The organism is Falsihalocynthiibacter sp. BN13B15 (genome assembly GCF_041205415.1).
In the GTDB taxonomy this organism is placed as follows: Bacteria; Pseudomonadota; Alphaproteobacteria; order Rhodobacterales; family Rhodobacteraceae; genus Falsihalocynthiibacter; species Falsihalocynthiibacter arcticus.
In genome coordinates, this window is sequence record NZ_JBGFCE010000004.1 from 117,656 (window position 1) to 132,847 (window position 15,192).

General features: G+C 54.3%; 16 protein-coding genes. 6 read left to right on the forward strand and 10 right to left on the reverse strand.

The genetic code is table 11. The features are described 5' to 3' along the window. The first annotated feature begins 35 nt into the window (after positions 1–35). The 3 genes from choX (at position 36) to choV (ending at position 2,874) form a co-directional block, all read left to right on the forward strand. Complete coding sequence (gene choX, locus AB9F26_RS08220; protein ID WP_369767925.1) at positions 36–920, forward strand: choline ABC transporter substrate-binding protein; 885 nt, start codon at positions 36–38, stop codon at positions 918–920. A gap of 83 nt (positions 921–1,003) precedes the next feature. Beyond that, positions 1,004–1,837, forward strand: a complete 834-nt coding sequence (gene choW / locus AB9F26_RS08225) for a choline ABC transporter permease subunit (RefSeq protein ID WP_335586797.1) — start codon at positions 1,004–1,006, stop codon at positions 1,835–1,837. Further along, positions 1,834–2,874 carry a choline ABC transporter ATP-binding protein gene (choV, locus tag AB9F26_RS08230; protein WP_335586796.1) on the forward strand — a complete coding sequence of 347 codons (1,041 nt, stop codon included), beginning with the start codon at positions 1,834–1,836 and terminating at the stop codon, positions 2,872–2,874. The genes choW and choV overlap by 4 nt, the downstream gene beginning before the upstream one ends. A gap of 1 nt (position 2,875) precedes the next feature. Here choV and AB9F26_RS08235 read toward each other — a convergent pair whose 3' ends face one another. Next, the gene (locus tag AB9F26_RS08235) at positions 2,876–3,781 is read right to left on the reverse strand and encodes a DMT family transporter (RefSeq protein ID WP_039000182.1); all 906 of its coding nucleotides are present in this window, start codon (positions 3,779–3,781) and stop codon (positions 2,876–2,878) included. Between the two features lie 51 nt (positions 3,782–3,832). Further along, a complete protein-coding gene (locus AB9F26_RS08240; protein WP_335586795.1) occupies positions 3,833–4,462 on the reverse strand; it encodes a LysE/ArgO family amino acid transporter in 630 nt (209 codons plus the stop codon). A gap of 87 nt (positions 4,463–4,549) precedes the next feature. On the opposite strand from AB9F26_RS08240, the gene AB9F26_RS08245 reads away from it, so the two are divergent. Further along, positions 4,550–4,747 (forward strand): LysR family transcriptional regulator, encoded by a 198-nt coding sequence (locus AB9F26_RS08245; protein ID WP_335586794.1) that lies wholly within the window; start codon positions 4,550–4,552, stop codon positions 4,745–4,747. Between the two features lie 33 nt (positions 4,748–4,780). Further along, positions 4,781–5,122 carry a hypothetical protein gene (locus AB9F26_RS08250; RefSeq protein WP_369757627.1) on the forward strand — a complete coding sequence of 114 codons (342 nt, stop codon included), beginning with the start codon at positions 4,781–4,783 and terminating at the stop codon, positions 5,120–5,122. Positions 5,123–5,488: 366 nt separating this feature from the next. On the opposite strand, the gene AB9F26_RS08255 is transcribed toward AB9F26_RS08250, so the two are convergent. The 6 genes from AB9F26_RS08255 to mgtE form a co-directional block, all read right to left on the reverse strand. Beyond that, positions 5,489–6,229, reverse strand: coding sequence for a YebC/PmpR family DNA-binding transcriptional regulator (locus tag AB9F26_RS08255; RefSeq protein WP_335586404.1), 741 nt, complete (start codon positions 6,227–6,229; stop codon positions 5,489–5,491). A gap of 83 nt (positions 6,230–6,312) precedes the next feature. After that, positions 6,313–8,091: an SLC13 family permease gene (locus tag AB9F26_RS08260; protein ID WP_369767772.1), complete on the reverse strand. Its 1,779-nt coding sequence runs from the start codon at positions 8,089–8,091 to the stop codon at positions 6,313–6,315. Beyond that, positions 8,088–9,038, reverse strand: a complete 951-nt coding sequence (locus AB9F26_RS08265) for a DMT family transporter (protein WP_335586402.1) — start codon at positions 9,036–9,038, stop codon at positions 8,088–8,090. The genes AB9F26_RS08260 and AB9F26_RS08265 overlap by 4 nt, the downstream gene beginning before the upstream one ends. Before the next feature lie 3 nt (positions 9,039–9,041). Next, the gene (locus AB9F26_RS08270) at positions 9,042–9,860 is read right to left on the reverse strand and encodes a TIGR00282 family metallophosphoesterase (RefSeq protein ID WP_039000188.1); all 819 of its coding nucleotides are present in this window, start codon (positions 9,858–9,860) and stop codon (positions 9,042–9,044) included. A gap of 59 nt (positions 9,861–9,919) precedes the next feature. Then, the gene (locus tag AB9F26_RS08275; protein ID WP_369757628.1) at positions 9,920–10,474 is read right to left on the reverse strand and encodes a 5-formyltetrahydrofolate cyclo-ligase; all 555 of its coding nucleotides are present in this window, start codon (positions 10,472–10,474) and stop codon (positions 9,920–9,922) included. Further along, entirely contained in the window at positions 10,474–11,856 is a 1,383-nt protein-coding gene (gene mgtE / locus AB9F26_RS08280) for a magnesium transporter (protein WP_335586401.1), read from the reverse strand. The genes AB9F26_RS08275 and mgtE overlap by 1 nt, the downstream gene beginning before the upstream one ends. Positions 11,857–11,978: 122 nt before the next feature. On the opposite strand from mgtE, the gene guaD reads away from it, so the two are divergent. Beyond that, entirely contained in the window at positions 11,979–13,265 is a 1,287-nt protein-coding gene (guaD, locus tag AB9F26_RS08285; protein ID WP_369767926.1) for a guanine deaminase, read from the forward strand. Here the strand turns inward: guaD and AB9F26_RS08290 are convergent. Continuing rightward, a complete protein-coding gene (locus tag AB9F26_RS08290; RefSeq protein WP_335586400.1) occupies positions 13,262–13,729 on the reverse strand; it encodes a CAP domain-containing protein in 468 nt (155 codons plus the stop codon). The genes guaD and AB9F26_RS08290 overlap by 4 nt on opposite strands. A gap of 47 nt (positions 13,730–13,776) precedes the next feature. Next, positions 13,777–15,132, reverse strand: coding sequence for an 8-oxoguanine deaminase (locus tag AB9F26_RS08295; RefSeq protein ID WP_335586399.1), 1,356 nt, complete (start codon positions 15,130–15,132; stop codon positions 13,777–13,779). Positions 15,133–15,192 lie beyond the last annotated feature (60 nt).

Consider the following 15,192-nt stretch of genomic DNA (forward strand, 5'->3'; position numbering starts at 1 on the left):
TTAAAACTTCACTTTCCGTAATCGCGCTTGTCGCGATGTCTACGAGCGCTGTGGCAAATTGCGACGAAGTGACATTTTCGGATGTGGGCTGGACGGACATCACTGCGACAACTGCTGCGACGACGGTTGTGTTGGATGCGTTGGGCTATGAAACGGATATCAAAGTGCTGTCCGTTCCCGTGACATATACTGCGATGGCGCAGGGTGATATCGACGTTTTCCTTGGCAACTGGATGCCAACAATGGAGGGCGACATTGCTAAATACCGCGAGGCCGGCACCGTTGATACCGTGCGTGAAAACCTCGTTGGTGCCAAATACACGCTGGCCGTAAACGCCGCGGCCTCCGCTTTGGGCATCAAAGACTTTGCCGATATCGCCGCCCATGCAGACGCGCTTGACGGTAAGATTTATGGTATTGAGCCTGGCAATGATGGCAACCGTTTGATCCAATCCATGATCGACGACAACGCCTTTGGCTTGGCCGATTTCGAAGTGGCCGAGAGCTCAGAGCAAGGCATGTTGGCCCAAGTGGCGCGCACCAGCAAAAAAGACGAGCCCATCATTTTTCTCGGCTGGGAACCCCATCCGATGAACGCGAATTTCGACATGGGCTATCTGACGGGCGGGGATGATTTCTTTGGCCCCGACCTTGGCGGAGCAACCATCTATACAAACACGCGCGCAGGTTACGTTACCGAGTGTGCAAATGTTGGCGCTCTGCTTGGCAACCTCGAATTCACGCTCGCTATGGAAAATGAAATCATGGGGGCTATCCTCGATGATGGCATGGACCCGACTGACGCCGCTACGGCGTGGCTCACTGGCAACCCCGACGCCTTCATGCCTTGGCTTGAGGGTGTCACCACCAAGGATGGCGGCGACGCTGTTGCCGCGGTTAAAACCGCCCTTGGGATGTAAACCAAATGCGCCGCTTCCAAAATTGGAGGCGGCGTTTTTCTTGAGTAACATCCGACTTCCCCAACATTCTAGGCGAGGGCTTCATGAGCTGGCTGACCGAAAAGAAAATCCCCCTCGGCGACACCGCGGAGAAAATATTTGATTGGTTACAGCGCGAGGGCGAAGTCTTTTTCGACGCGCTGGCGATTGTGATGGAAACCATGATCGACTCGATTCTCTGGTGCCTTCAAACGCCACACCCTTTTGTAATTATTGCACTCTTTGCAATTGGTGCCTATATCCTGCAACGCAAATGGCAGGTCAGTCTCGGGATTGTCCTCGGATTTTTGTTCATCATCAATCAAGGCTATTGGGAGGAAACGACCGAGAGCTTGACCTTGGTTCTCTCCGCCTGTGTAGCCTGTATGGGCATGGGGATTCCCATCGGGATAGCCACGGCGCACCGTCCGAAATTATACAAATTCCTGCATCCCATCCTTGACCTCATGCAAACACTCCCGACATTTGTCTACCTCATTCCCGCGATTGTTTTCTTTGGCATTGGCCTTGTCCCCGGCCTGATTGCGACCGTCATTTTTGTCCTCCCTGCGCCGATCCGCCTCACGCATCTGGGGATCAGTTCCACGCCGTCCGACCTTCTCGAAGCCGCCGAGGCCTTCGGTGCAACACCGCGACAAAAGCTTTGGAAAGTGGAATTCCCCTACGCCATTCCACAAATTCGTGCAGGCCTAAACCAAACGATCATGCTCTCGCTTTCCATGGTGGTGATCGCAGCACTCGTAGGCGCGGACGGCCTTGGCGTGCCAGTTCTACGCGCCCTCAACACCGTGAACCCAGCGCTTGGGTTTGAGAGTGGCTCCATCATTGTTGTCGTCGCAATTATGCTCGACCGTGCATTAAGGATCGAACGCAAATGAGTGATCAACCGCGCAAAACCGCCGTTACGTTTGACAATGTATCTATTGTTTTCGGCGACAATCCCGAAATAGCTCTCCCCCTTATGGATGCGAATGGCGAACGCAGTGACATTCAAAAAGAGACGGGACAGGTCCTTGGCGTGCATAACTGTAGCCTTTCGGTTCAAGAGGGTGAAATCCTTGTACTCATGGGGCTTTCTGGCTCTGGGAAATCGACGTTGCTGCGCGCGGTCAACGGCCTCAATCCTGTCATCCGCGGGTCTGTCTCGGTGAATGACGGGGATCGTATGGTCGATGTCACCCATGCGGACAAAGACACGTTGCGCCAAATTCGTCTCAACCGCGTGGCGATGGTGTTCCAACAATTCGGCCTTTTGCCGTGGCGCAGTGTCCGAGAAAACGTCGGGCTTGGGCTTGAACTCGCAGGGGTCGACAAGGAAACCTACACCAAACAAATCGCGCATTACATCGAGTTGGTTGGGCTTTCCGACTGGGCCACTCGCAAAGTCGGTGACCTTTCAGGCGGGATGCAACAACGGGTCGGATTGGCGCGCGCGTTTACCACCGAAGCGCCGATTCTTTTAATGGACGAACCGTTTTCGGCCCTTGATCCCCTTATTCGTGCCCGCCTTCAGGATGAATTGATCGACCTCCAAAAATCGCTAAATCGCACCATTATTTTCGTGAGTCACGACCTTGATGAAGCCTTCAAACTCGGCGACCGCATTGCGATTATGGAGGGCGGACGCATTGTTCAATGTGGTACACCCAAGGAAATTTACTCAAATCCGGCCAACGAATATGTCGCCGATTTCGTCGCTCACATGAACCCGCTGCACGTCCTTGTCGCGGGCGACATGGTTCAGGAGACCGAGGGCAGCACACAGGGTGAAGTTCCGGAGAACACGCCGCTTTTCGAAGTAATGACACAGCTCTCGACGCAAGATGAACCCCTCGCAGTGACTCGAAAAGGCGATATTGTCGGGCAAATCACACAGGCAAATGTTTTGGAAAAACTCATTGATCCACGCGGCTGACTTAGGGGAGCGGCGGTGTCTTCACTGCCACTCGTTTTAAGACGAATTCGCGCCAAGTGATGAAACTGACAGACGCCATGATCAATATACCGCCCACTACAACCCAGAAATCCACAGGCTCGCTAAAGAGGACGACCCCAAGGAGGGCAGACCACAAAAGCTGCAGGAAAGTAACAGGTTGGGTGACGGCCATGGGGGCCAGACGGAAGGCCATTGTCATTGTAAAATGCCCAGCAGTCGCGAAACCTGCGACCAAGAAAAGCAAAGCCAACTGCGCTAAAGTCGGTGTTACCCAAACCGCCATCGCAAAGGGAAACAGGCCAATTGTAACTGTCATCGAGAGCATCGCCACGATCACAGTCGGGCTAATGCGCCCCGCCAATCGCCCCACCACAAGGTAGCTTGCGGCAAAGGCAAGCGCGGTCCCAACCATGGCGATATGTCCGGGCGAAACTTCGCGAAAACCGGGGCGCAGGATGATCAAGCCCCCAATCAGGGCAACAATAATCGCCGCGACCCGACGAAACGCGAGCTTTTCGCCCAGGAAAATCGCGGCACCAAGGGTTACATAAATCGGCGTCATGTAATTCATGGCCGTGACTTCGGCGATTGGGATCTGCGTCATGGCATAGAACCACGCAATGACGCCAAAAGTATGCACAACGCCGCGCAGTGAAAAAAGCCACAAAGCGGACCGATCCAACGCCCCCTGCTTCCATGCGGTCTTTACTGCAGGTAACATCGGAACGAGGAAAACCAGCCCCAACAAATACCTAAGGAACGCCGCTTCCGCTGCGGGGACATCACTCCCCACGACCTTTACGATGGCCGTTACGGCGATAAAGCAGAGGCCCGTCACCAGCATCCATAGGATTGCGGTCAGCGTATTATTTGGAGCGGATATCATGTGTCGACATGATCCCAATAATTTGGTTGGTACAAGCGCCGAATTGTACCCTTACACGCCGATAAGCAAGCTTAGCGCGATCGACCACATCATGAGTCCAACAAGAACGTCCAGAATACGCCAAGCTTTGGGTTGCGCAAAGATCGGCGCAAGATACTGAGCGCCGTAGCCAAGGGCAAAAAAGAAACTGAAGGATGCGAGCGTGGCCCCAAGGGCAAAACCATAGCGCCCGCCCTCATATTGCGCGGAAAGACTTCCCAGCAAGACGACCGTATCGAGGTAAACATGCGGGTTGAGCCATGTGATCATTAAACAAGTGAGCAATGCGCTCCAAAGGGATTGCTTCGCTGTGGCGCTTGGATCCAAAGCCTGCCCCCCGTGCCACGCGGCGCGAAATGCCATCCCCCCATAGGCAAGCAAAAAGGTGGCACCGCCGTATTTCGCGATTGGTAGTACTTGGGGTAAGATTTTCTCAATTTGCTCAAAGCCAAAGACTCCGATGGTGATCAATATCGCATCCGACCCTGCACAGGCAATGACGAGCGGCAAAACATGGGAGCGACGGATACCTTGGCGCAAAATGAACGCGTTCTGTGCCCCGATTGCCAGAATGAGACTCAAGCTGGTGACAAAACCCGCGAGAATTACTGAGAAAGCAAAGGGAGGCGTGGACGCAATCATCGGAAACCAATCAAATTTTCTCTATTTGATACCCATCGATAGCGGTTGTGTCTAGTTAAAGAAAATTATTTTGAGTTAGGAATTATAATGTTGGTTTCCAAATCACTCGCAGCCTTTGCTGCCGTTTTGCGCCATGGAAGTTTTGAAGCTGCGGTGCATGAATTTTCGGTGACACCGTCGGCGATTTCAAAGCGGATCAAAGGTCTGGAGGAACTTCTTGGGGCGGTATTTGTTCTGCGTGCAACACCCTGCACGGGGACACAGGTTGGCGCGCGCTGGCACTGACATTCCGAAGGTATCGCCCTCCTTGAAGCGACTTTGTGCAAAGATCTAGGCCTCCCAAACGCGAGCCCAACGCCGCCCTACATCAAGATCGCGACCAATGCCAACAGCCTCGCGTCGTGCCTTATGCCCGCATTGGTCGCCAGCGAGGGCGTCATGTATGAGTTGATCGTCGACGACCAAGAGCATTCCGCCGAGTGGCTTCGGCGGGGCGAGGTGCAGGCGGCGATCACCTCTCATTCAACGGCCATTCAGGGCAGCGATTCAGCATCTTTGGAAAGCCTACGTTACATTGCTTCCGCGAGCCCCGAGTTTATCAAGCGATGGTGTCCACAGGGCATAACCGATGAAGCGATCCGCACAGCTCCTGCGCTTTAGGATAGTCACAAAGATAAGCTGCAAAGGGAATGGGTTCACCGCCAACTCGGTCACAATATCACGACTCAGAACCACAAAATCCCCTCGGCACGGGGTTTTGTGGATGCCGCCTTGCTGGGCATGGGGTGCGGCATGATCCCTGAAGTGTTGATTAGGGGCACCTCACGCAGGGACGTCTGGTCGCCCTTGATCCCGCGACTCCGCTGGATATTCAGTTGTTTTGGCAGGTCAATCGGCGGGTTGCTCCGGCGCTCGCCCCCCTTACAAAAGCGGTAAAATTGGCAGCGACCAAAGCCCTCCTTCCACCATAGAAAAAGGCCGCATGGGTTTCCCCAGCGGCCTTAAAAACAGATTGAACTGATGGGTTTAAAGCTGGCTCATAACCTCGTCGCTCGCTTCGAAATTCGTTGTCACACGTTGAACATCGTCATCATCTTCGAGGGCATCGACAAGCTTCATCAACTTTTCCATACCTTCAAGATCAAGCTCGGTTGTCATCGTTGGCTTCCAGATAAGTTTGGCTGTCACGTTTTCGCCAAGTTCCGCCTCAAGCGCGGTTGAAACTGCGTTCAAATCCGTGTCCACACAGTAAATGACGTGCTCCTCTTCGGAGCTTTCAACATCATCGGCACCAGCCTCAATCGCGGCCATCAAAACCGTGTCTGCATCACCGGCGCTGACGTCGTAAACAATCTCGCCTGTGCGATCAAACATGAAACTGACCGAGCCTGTTTCGCCAAGGTTGCCACCGCTTTTGGTAAAGGTGGAGCGCACATTGGAGGCTGTTCGGTTGCGATTATCGGTCATCGCTTCGACAATCACCGCAACCCCGTTTACGCCATAGCCTTCATAGCGAATTTCTTCGTATTCATCGCCATCACCAGCAGTGGATTTCTTAATCGCGCGATCAATCACATCCTTTGGAACGGATTGGGATTTGGCCTCTTTTACGGCCATCCGCAAACGTGGGTTTTTTTCAGGATCTGGGTCGCCCATTTTTGCGGCAACGGTGATCTCTTTGGAAAGTTTTGAAAACAGCTTTGATCGGATCGCGTCTTGGCGTCCTTTACGGTGCTGAATATTCGCCCATTTTGAATGGCCTGCCATTGGTGCCTCTTAGGTTCAATCTCTGTTGGATGCGCTTATAGAACAGCGCTCGGGTGCATTTCAAGTGCGCGCGGGGAATTCCCTTACAACGGCCAAAGAAGCGGAATGATTGCAGAGGCCAAAATACCGATGGATAGGTTGAGAGGAATCCCGACCCGCAGAAAATCTGAGAACTTATACCCGCCTGGCCCGTAAACCAGCATGTTGGTTTGATAGCCGATTGGCGTCGCAAAACTCGCCGAGGCGGCGACCATCACAGCAACGACCAAGGGGCGCGGATCTACACCCAACGCTGAGGCAAGACCGATGGCAATGGGCGTGACCACCACGGCCACAGCATTGTTGGACACCAGTTCGGTGAGCACTGACGTCAGAAGATAAATTGCCCAAACGATCATGAAAGGGGGTAGTTTTGCGAGCCCCGGAGCCACGCCATTAACGATCAATTTCACAGCCCCAGAGGCCTCAAGCGCGGCCCCAATCGCGAGCATCGAAAAGATCAAAGCAAGAAGGCGGCCATCGACAAATCCGAAGGCTTCATCCGCGTCGATACAGCGTGTCAAAAGCACCGTAGCCACCGCAAGAATTGACAGCAGAAAAATTGGCGCAACACCAAAAGCCGCAAGGGCCACAATCCCCACAAGTGCCGCCATGGCAACAGGTGCATGCCCACGACGAAACGCACGCTCCGACGGATGTGACACATCTGCGAGCGCCATATCCGAGACCAAACGGGCCACATCCGAGGGCGCACCTTCGAGGAGCAACGTATCCCCCACACGCACCACGAGGTTTTCCAACTGACGTCCGATATTTTGGTTCCGGCGGTGAACGGCCAGCGTATAAACACCATACCGCCGCCGCAAACGCATCGCGCCTAGCGAGCGGCCCACCATCTTACAATCCGGTGTAATCAGCACCTCAACCGTGCTGGTTTCGACCGAGGAAAGCTGGTCCACCCGCTTGAGGGATTTGTTGCGCTGCAAAGACAAAAGCTCCTGCATTTCCGTGCGCAAAACGACCCGGTCACCCGTCTGAAGCACGACTTCGGCCATATTCCCCCGCAGCGAAATATCGCCGCGCAGAACGTCGATCAGCCGCACACCGTCGCGCTTAAAGAGTTGAACGCCCGATACTTCACGGCCAATCAGGTCGCTGTCGGGTGGGATCGCCGCCTCACTGAAAAACTTTTTCTTGGACTTATCAGACAGGAGAGATGCCATGCTATCACGATCTGGAAGCAGTCTTGGCGCAATAAACCGTAGGTAAATCATGCCCCATGCCACCAAAACGATGCCCAGTGGCGTGACTTCAAAAATCGAAAACGCTTGCATCCCGTTGGCGCGCGCAACCCCGTCCACCAAAAGGTTGGTTGACGTCCCGATCAAAGTTAACGTTCCGCCCAAAATCGCGCCATAGGACAAAGGGATAAGTAGCTTGGACGCCGAAACCCCTAGTTTCTTGGCCAATTGTACAAAGACTGGAATCATCACCACGACAACGGGCGTGTTCGACACGAAGGCCGATGCCACGACGACAAATGCCATCATCGCGCCAATGGCCATTGCGGGGTGCGTTTGAACGTTGCGCTCGGCCCTTTGGGTAAACCATTCGAGCGCGCCCGTGCGTACCAAAGCGCCCATCACGACGAACATCGCCGCAATCGTCCATGGGGCCGGATTTGACAACACTTCCAAGGCTTTGTCGTATGGCAAAACGCCAAGAGCCAACAAAACGGCGACCCCCGCGATGGCCACCACCTCGGTTGGGTAGTATTCCCGCAAGAACAGAATAAACATGATAGCAACCACGGCCAAAGTCACAATGGCTTGGCCAAATTGCGAAAACTCAAACAACATCATAGGTTTGCAGACCTTATTCTAGTCGCACCATCTTTTACCAAAGGTGCGGCATGTTCAAGCGCCGGTTTGGCGCGCGGTTGTACGAGGAAAACCCCTACAAACATCAGAGACAGGGCGAGCCAAATGTAAACGGAATAGGTTTCGTTGAGGAAGAGAATTGACCACAGCAACCCAAATCCGGTCACGAGGTAGGCCACTTGCGCGGCGAAAACGGACCCTGCCCTGCCGACAAGCCAAACATACCCCCCGTAAACGACCGCATGGATAACCGCGCTAAAAACAACGGCAAAATGCGGCCAGCCCATTGGCTCAAAGGGCGATATCCACTGCCCTGTGAGCAAGGCCAACGGCAATGCTAAGATCGTGCCAATGGTGAAAGCCCCCAAAAGAACCCGAATAGGGCCCACGCCCAATGTGCCAACTTTGGCCACAACATTCGCCTCGATTGCGTAGCAAAATGGCCCGATAAGCGCCAAGGGGATAAAGGCCACCATCGCGCGCTCAGGCAGGGAGGCTTCTGGGGCCACGATGAACCCCACCGCCACAAGACCAAGTGCAAGGCCAAAAAAGCGCTTCCAGCTAAAGGTGTCTTGACCCATTAGGAGTGCAATTGGGAAAACCAGCATCGGCACAGATGACATGATGAGCGCCATGATGCCGGCAGGAAGATACTTCATCGACAACATGGAAAAAAAGCCTGGAATGAGCGTTCCAGCCAAGCCAACGAAGGTATAAAGCGCCAGATGACGGCGGGTGAGGGGCAGCTTTTTACCTTGGACGAGCGTATAACTGCCCAGCAGTAAAGCTCCGATCAGCAATTGCCAAAACAAAACGCCAAACGGCTGCAAGCCTTGCGTCACATAGTATTTTGAGATCGGAATCGTTGCGCCCCAACCTGCCCCCATAACGAGCAATGCGGCGACCAAGAAAAGACGATCTGATTTCATGTGTTAGGACGGTGGCGAGGAAGGCTGAAGCCGCCCACCCTCACGGATCATGGACACCGTTTTCGCTTTTCCCGTCTGATCATCGGTCTCGACAAATAGTCCAGAGAGCGTGGCTTCGCCCGCTGCAGGGGTGAAGCGCCCCTTGCCCATTCCCGTTACAAAGCGGCGCATCGGCTCGCCTTTGTCCATCCCGATAACGGAATTATAATCACCGCACATGCCCGCGTCCGCCTGAAAGGCCGTGCCGCCATCAAGGATTTGGGCGTCCCCCGTTGGGATATGTGTATGCGTGCCGACAACCATACTCGCGCGACCATCGCACCAGTGGCCCATGCCCATTTTTTCTGAGGTCGCTTCGCAATGCATATCGACCAAAATCGCCTGAGCTTGTCCGCCCAAAGGATATTTTTTCAACACGGTTTCGACTGCGGAAAACGGATCATCAAAGGCGCGTTTCATGAAAACTTGCCCCAACACTTGGGTCACAAGAATTTTACGTCCACGCCCGCCATCAAAGAGGCGCGCGCCACTGCCTGGCGCGGCTTTTGAGAAATTCAAAGGCCGGATGATGCGGGGCTCTTTTTCGATGTAGGTCAGCATGTCACGCTGATCAAAGGAGTGGTCACCAAGGGTGATGCAATCGGCCCCTGCGTCCAAAATACCCTTCGCGTGATCCGGCGAAAGCCCCGCGCCGGAGGTTGCATTTTCCCCGTTTACGACGACGAAATCCAGACGCCACGCTTCGCGCAGAGCCTTCAGACGTTCAGTAATTGCATTGCGGCCAGCGCGGCCAACGACGTCGCCTAGGAAAAGTATTCTCATAGTGTCTGGTTAATCCCTTGAGAAAGCCCGTGCAATGGGGATTTCACCCCAAGCAAGCCTTAGCGGGAAAAGGTCCGAGTTTTGGCCTCAGTAACGATGAAATCAAGGGGTTGATCGGTGGCTTCAAGTGGCAATTCATCGGCACGCTGTGCTTCAAAGGCCAAACCAATGGCCACCACGTGGCGCGATCTGCGCAAGTCTTGCAATGTGCGGTCATAAAAGCCACCGCCATATCCCAACCGGTTACCCGCATCGTCAAAAGCCACCAAAGGGACAATCAAAACATCAGGGGTAACATAGGTAATATTCTGCGGAATACGCGCACCAAACGCCCCTTCAACCATCGCCATATCCGCCGTCCAAAGCGCGAACTTCAGGGCGGTTCCTGCGCTTTGGATCACCGGAACACAGACTTGCCCGGAATGCGCCTCCATCGCTGCAAGCGGGCTTATCTCTGTACGCATAGGCACATATGCAGCGAGTGTTTTCTTGCGATATGGCGCAAGCACCTCAGTCAAACGCGTTGCTGGCGTAGAGTTCACAGCATCAAACGCTAGTTTTCGGCGCGCGAAGGCGTCCTTCCGAGCTTGGGACTTTCGAGCAGCCAAATCCACTATACCAAGACCAAAGTTGCCAAACCTAGGAAGGCAAAAAAGCCAACCATATCCGTCACCGTCATCACGAAAGTTCCCGAAGCAAGAGCAGGGTCAACACCCATTTTATCAAGGATAACGGGCGCCCCAACACCCACAAAACCCGCCACAAACAGGTTAATCACAATCGCCACGGCAAGCACCGCTCCCAGTGCCGCACTGCCATACCAAAAGAAGCCAAACGCCCCGAGCGCGGCCGCGAATAACAAACCGTTAACCAACCCGACGAGGGCTTCGCGTCGTATAACCCGCCACATATTGCGCGATGTAAGGTCTTTTGTCGCCAGCGCACGTACCGTCACGGTCAGGGATTGCGTCCCTGCGTTGCCGCCCATTGAGGCAATGATGGGCATTAAGGCGGCCAAAACGACCAGCTGCGAAATTGTGGACTCAAACTGAACAATCACACGAGACGCCAAGATAGCCGTACAGAGGTTGACGGCCAGCCAAGGAAAACGTTGTTTGGCGGTTTCCCAAAGACGGTCGGAAATGCTCCCGTCCCCTGCCCCCGCAAGGCGCATGATGTCTTCTTCGTGCTCCTCATCCAGAACTATCATTGCGTCATCGATGGTAATCACCCCCACCAAACGCCCCGAGTCATCGACAACAGGCGCGGAAATCAGGTGATACTGGTTGAAAGCATAGGCGACGTCGGCTTCGGGTTGAGTGGCAGGAATTGTGCGAAAACTTTCCTCACACAAAGCCTTCAATTTCACATTTCGGGCCGAGCCCAACAATTTGCCCAAAGTCACATATCCCACGGGTCGCATCATCGGATCCACAAGGATCATATGATAGAACTGCTCGGGCAATTCAGGATCTTGGCGAATATAATCAATAGCTTCGCCGACGGTCCAATGCTCTGGGCCCGCCACGACTTCGCGCTGCATCAAGCGGCCCGCGCTTTCGCTTGGATAGTTCAGGGAGTGTTGAACGGCTACACGATCACGGTCACCCAAAGCCTGCAAAATGGCGTCACGTTGCGGTGCTTCTAGGTCTTCGAGGAGGTCAACAACATCGTCACTCTCAAGGTCGCGAATGGCATAGGCCAAGGTTGCGGGTTCGAGTGCATGGATGACTTCTTCGCGCAAACCCTCGTCGAGTTCGGAAAGAACGTCGCCGTCCATTCCCGCCCCCCAAAGAGCTAGCAATTTACGCCGTGAACTCGCCCCGATCTGCTCCAAAAGGTCGGCCACGTCGGCGGCATGCAACGGCTTCAAAAGGGCCGTTAATCCAAGAGTATCATCCAAGCGAACTACCGCTAAAACACGCTCAATAAGCGACGAGTCGAGTTCATAAGAATCGTCGTCCGACATCTCTGGTCTGATAAAATCGTCACTCATATCGCTTCCTTCACAAGTCATGGGCACCATAGGCATGGCAATTCAAAAGCAGAAGAGGGAAAGGTGATTTACCTCAGAATTTAGCGCGCCTATTCTGGGGCCAACACACGCATTGGAGCAACATCGTGGACCTACTCTTAGGACAAGTACTTTCGTTCAAAAGCAACCCTTTTGAACACCCCTTTGAGGAAGCCTCGCGGCATATCTTTAAGGGCGCAATCGTCATTGAAAACGGAAAAATCGCTGCGGTTGGCGACGCCGCTGATTTGCTCAAAACCCATCCTACGGCCCGCGTCACCGATTATGGCGAGCGGCTATTGACGGCGGGATTCGTTGACGCCCACGTCCACTACCCACAAACGGCCATCATCGCAAGTTGGGGCAAACGCCTTATTGATTGGCTGAACACCTACACCTTTCCCGAAGAAATACGTTTTTTTGATGCGGGGTATGCACAGGAAATTTCCAACCGCTATCTCGACCTCGTTTTGGCCAATGGCACCACCACGGTCGCGAGTTATTGCACCATCCATCCCGAAAGCGTCGATGCCATATTCACGGCCGCCGCCGAGCGGGATATGCGCATTGTGGCGGGAAAAACCTGCATGGATCGCAACGCGCCTGACGGGCTGCGCGACACGGTGCAATCGGCCTATGATGACAGCAAAGCCTTACTTGAGAAGTGGCACGGTGTGGGACGCGCAGGCTATGCTATCACGCCACGATTTTCGCCGACCTCAACGCCGGAACAACTCCAAGCCTTGGGTGCATTATGGGCTGAGTACCCAGACGTTTTGATGCAAACCCACCTCTCGGAACAAGTTGACGAAATTGAATGGGTAAAGAGCTTATTCCCTGACGCGCGCGATTACCTCGATACATATGAGAGTTGCGGATTATTAGGAAAAGGCGGCCTTTACGGCCATGCAATCTACCTAACCGACCGCGAGAAAGACCGCCTCAAAGAGGTTGATGCAAGCCTGATCCATTGCCCAACATCCAACACGTTTATTGGGTCGGGCCTGTTTGATATGGCGGGATTGATGGCTGACGGACACCGCATCGGCCTTGCAACGGACACGGGCGGCGGCTCAAATTTTTCCATGCTGCGCACCATGGCCGCCGCTTATGAAGTCGGACAACTTCGGGGAACGCCCCTGCACGCCGTCCAACTTTATTGGCTTGCGACCCAAGGCGCCGCGCGCGCGCTGCATTTAGACGATAAAATCGGCAATGTCGCGGTGGGAATGGAGGCAGATATCATCGCGATCAACCTCACTTCAACCCCCGCTATCGCCCAACGGACACAACACTCCGAAGACATATGGGAGGCCCTCTTTGCCACCATCATGATGGGCGATGATCGCGCAATCGACGCCACATGGGTTAGCGGTAAACTTCTGTGTTAACAGGGACTTGCCAAAACCAACGTCCAATACCCGCTCGCTCCGTAAATCCCATACTCCGTGGCTTTGCGGTTTTGGATGTTGTTACGGTGGTCCGTGGACGTCATCCACAGATCAAACGCGCCTTCCAGTCCTCTTGACGTTTTGGCGATGTTTTCAGCAAAGAAGCAGCCCTTGTAGCCCTGCGCACGCATTCGGTCACGACTGTTGCTACCATTACTCCCTTTGTGGGTGAGCGTGGCCATTGCAATCATGTCCAACGTCTGGGCTTGGGCTGCCTTTTTCAGGCGCGGATTTTTCGTGACGTTGGGCAACCCCTTGGCCTTGCGTGCCTCATAAAGCAAGCTATCAGCATTCACGATCGCCGGACTTTTAGTACCCGTTGCAGTGGGCGGCACCGGAGCTTGGGTTATGGAGGGCGAACAAGCCGAGAGCGCTAAAACGACGCAATAAAAAAGGACCTTCATCGCAACTACTCCCTTGAGGCAAGGTCAGACTAACATAACGCGCGGCGCTACGCCATCAAGGCCCGCGCGAGTTGGTTTTGTGTTTCAATCGCCTTGGGTAAATCAACCGTCGTGAGCTGATACTCCTTCACCACATGACGCCCTTCTACATATAAATCCCGAACTTTTTGTGGCCCTGCCAAAAGAATGGCGGCGGGATCCCAACTCCCTGCGGCTTCAATTCCACCCAAATCCCAAATCGCAAGGTCCGCACGTTTCCCCACGGCAATCTGGCCACAGTCATTGCGCCCCAGAACTTCTGCGCCGCCACGCGTGGCCACACAAAGAGCTTCGCGCACCGACATGGAATCCGCTCCGTTTTTCACCCGTTGTAGCAACATCATCTGACGCGCCTCGCCGATCAAGTTCCCCATATCATTGCTCGCCGACCCGTCGACCCCAAGCCCCACAGGCACCCCAGCGTCCAGCATTTCGCGCACGGGTGCTATCCCCGATCCAAGGCGGCAATTTGAACAAGGGCAATGCGCAATTCCAGTTTTGGTTGCTGCAAACAATGTCAAATCATCGGCCACAAGTTTCACACAATGGGCATGCCAAACATCCTCGCCTACCCATCCCAAATCTCGCGCAAACTCGCCGGGGGTACAGCCGAATTTCTCGCGACTATAAGCGATATCTTCCTGATTTTCCGCCAGATGTGTGTGCATCATGACGCCTTTGTCGCGCGCCAAAACTGCCGAGTCGCGCATCAGTTCCCGACTCACGGAAAACGGCGAACAGGGCGCAACGCCGACCCGCAACATCGCCCCTTCGCGGATGTCATGATGGGCGTCGATCACGCGGATCATATCCTCAAGAATATCTGCCTCACGCTCAACCAAGCTGTCGGGCGGCAAGCCCCCGTTGCTTTCTCCAATGCTCATCGCGCCGCGCGTGGGTTGAAACCGAAGCCCCACCCGTTGCGCGGCCTCGATGCTATCCTCAAGACGCGCGCCATTGGGGTAAATATACATGTGATCCGAGCTTAGCGAACAGCCAGAAAGCGCCAATTCCGCGAGGCCAATCACAGCACCGGAGTGCATTTCTGCAGGGCCGAACCGCGCCCAAATTGGATAGAGCGTTTTGAGCCAACCAAAGAGCAACCCGTCTTGGGCTTCGGGCACCGCGCGGGTCATGGTTTGATACAGGTGGTGGTGCGTGTTCACCAATCCGGGCGTCACAAGGCAGCCTTCTGCAGAATGAGTCGACAGATTTTGCGCGACTTCCGGTGCTAATCCCGCCCGCAGATTTTGTCCCACGGCCTGAATAACCCCGCCTTTGACAAGGATGTCGGCATCAGAAATCTCGCGCCCATGATCGTCCATCGTCATGGCCAAACACGCGTTTTCAATCAATAAATACATTTAAAACCTCCACACAGAATACGTCCAATTCGGCCCCTCGCAGATGCGAAGCTGTGTGAA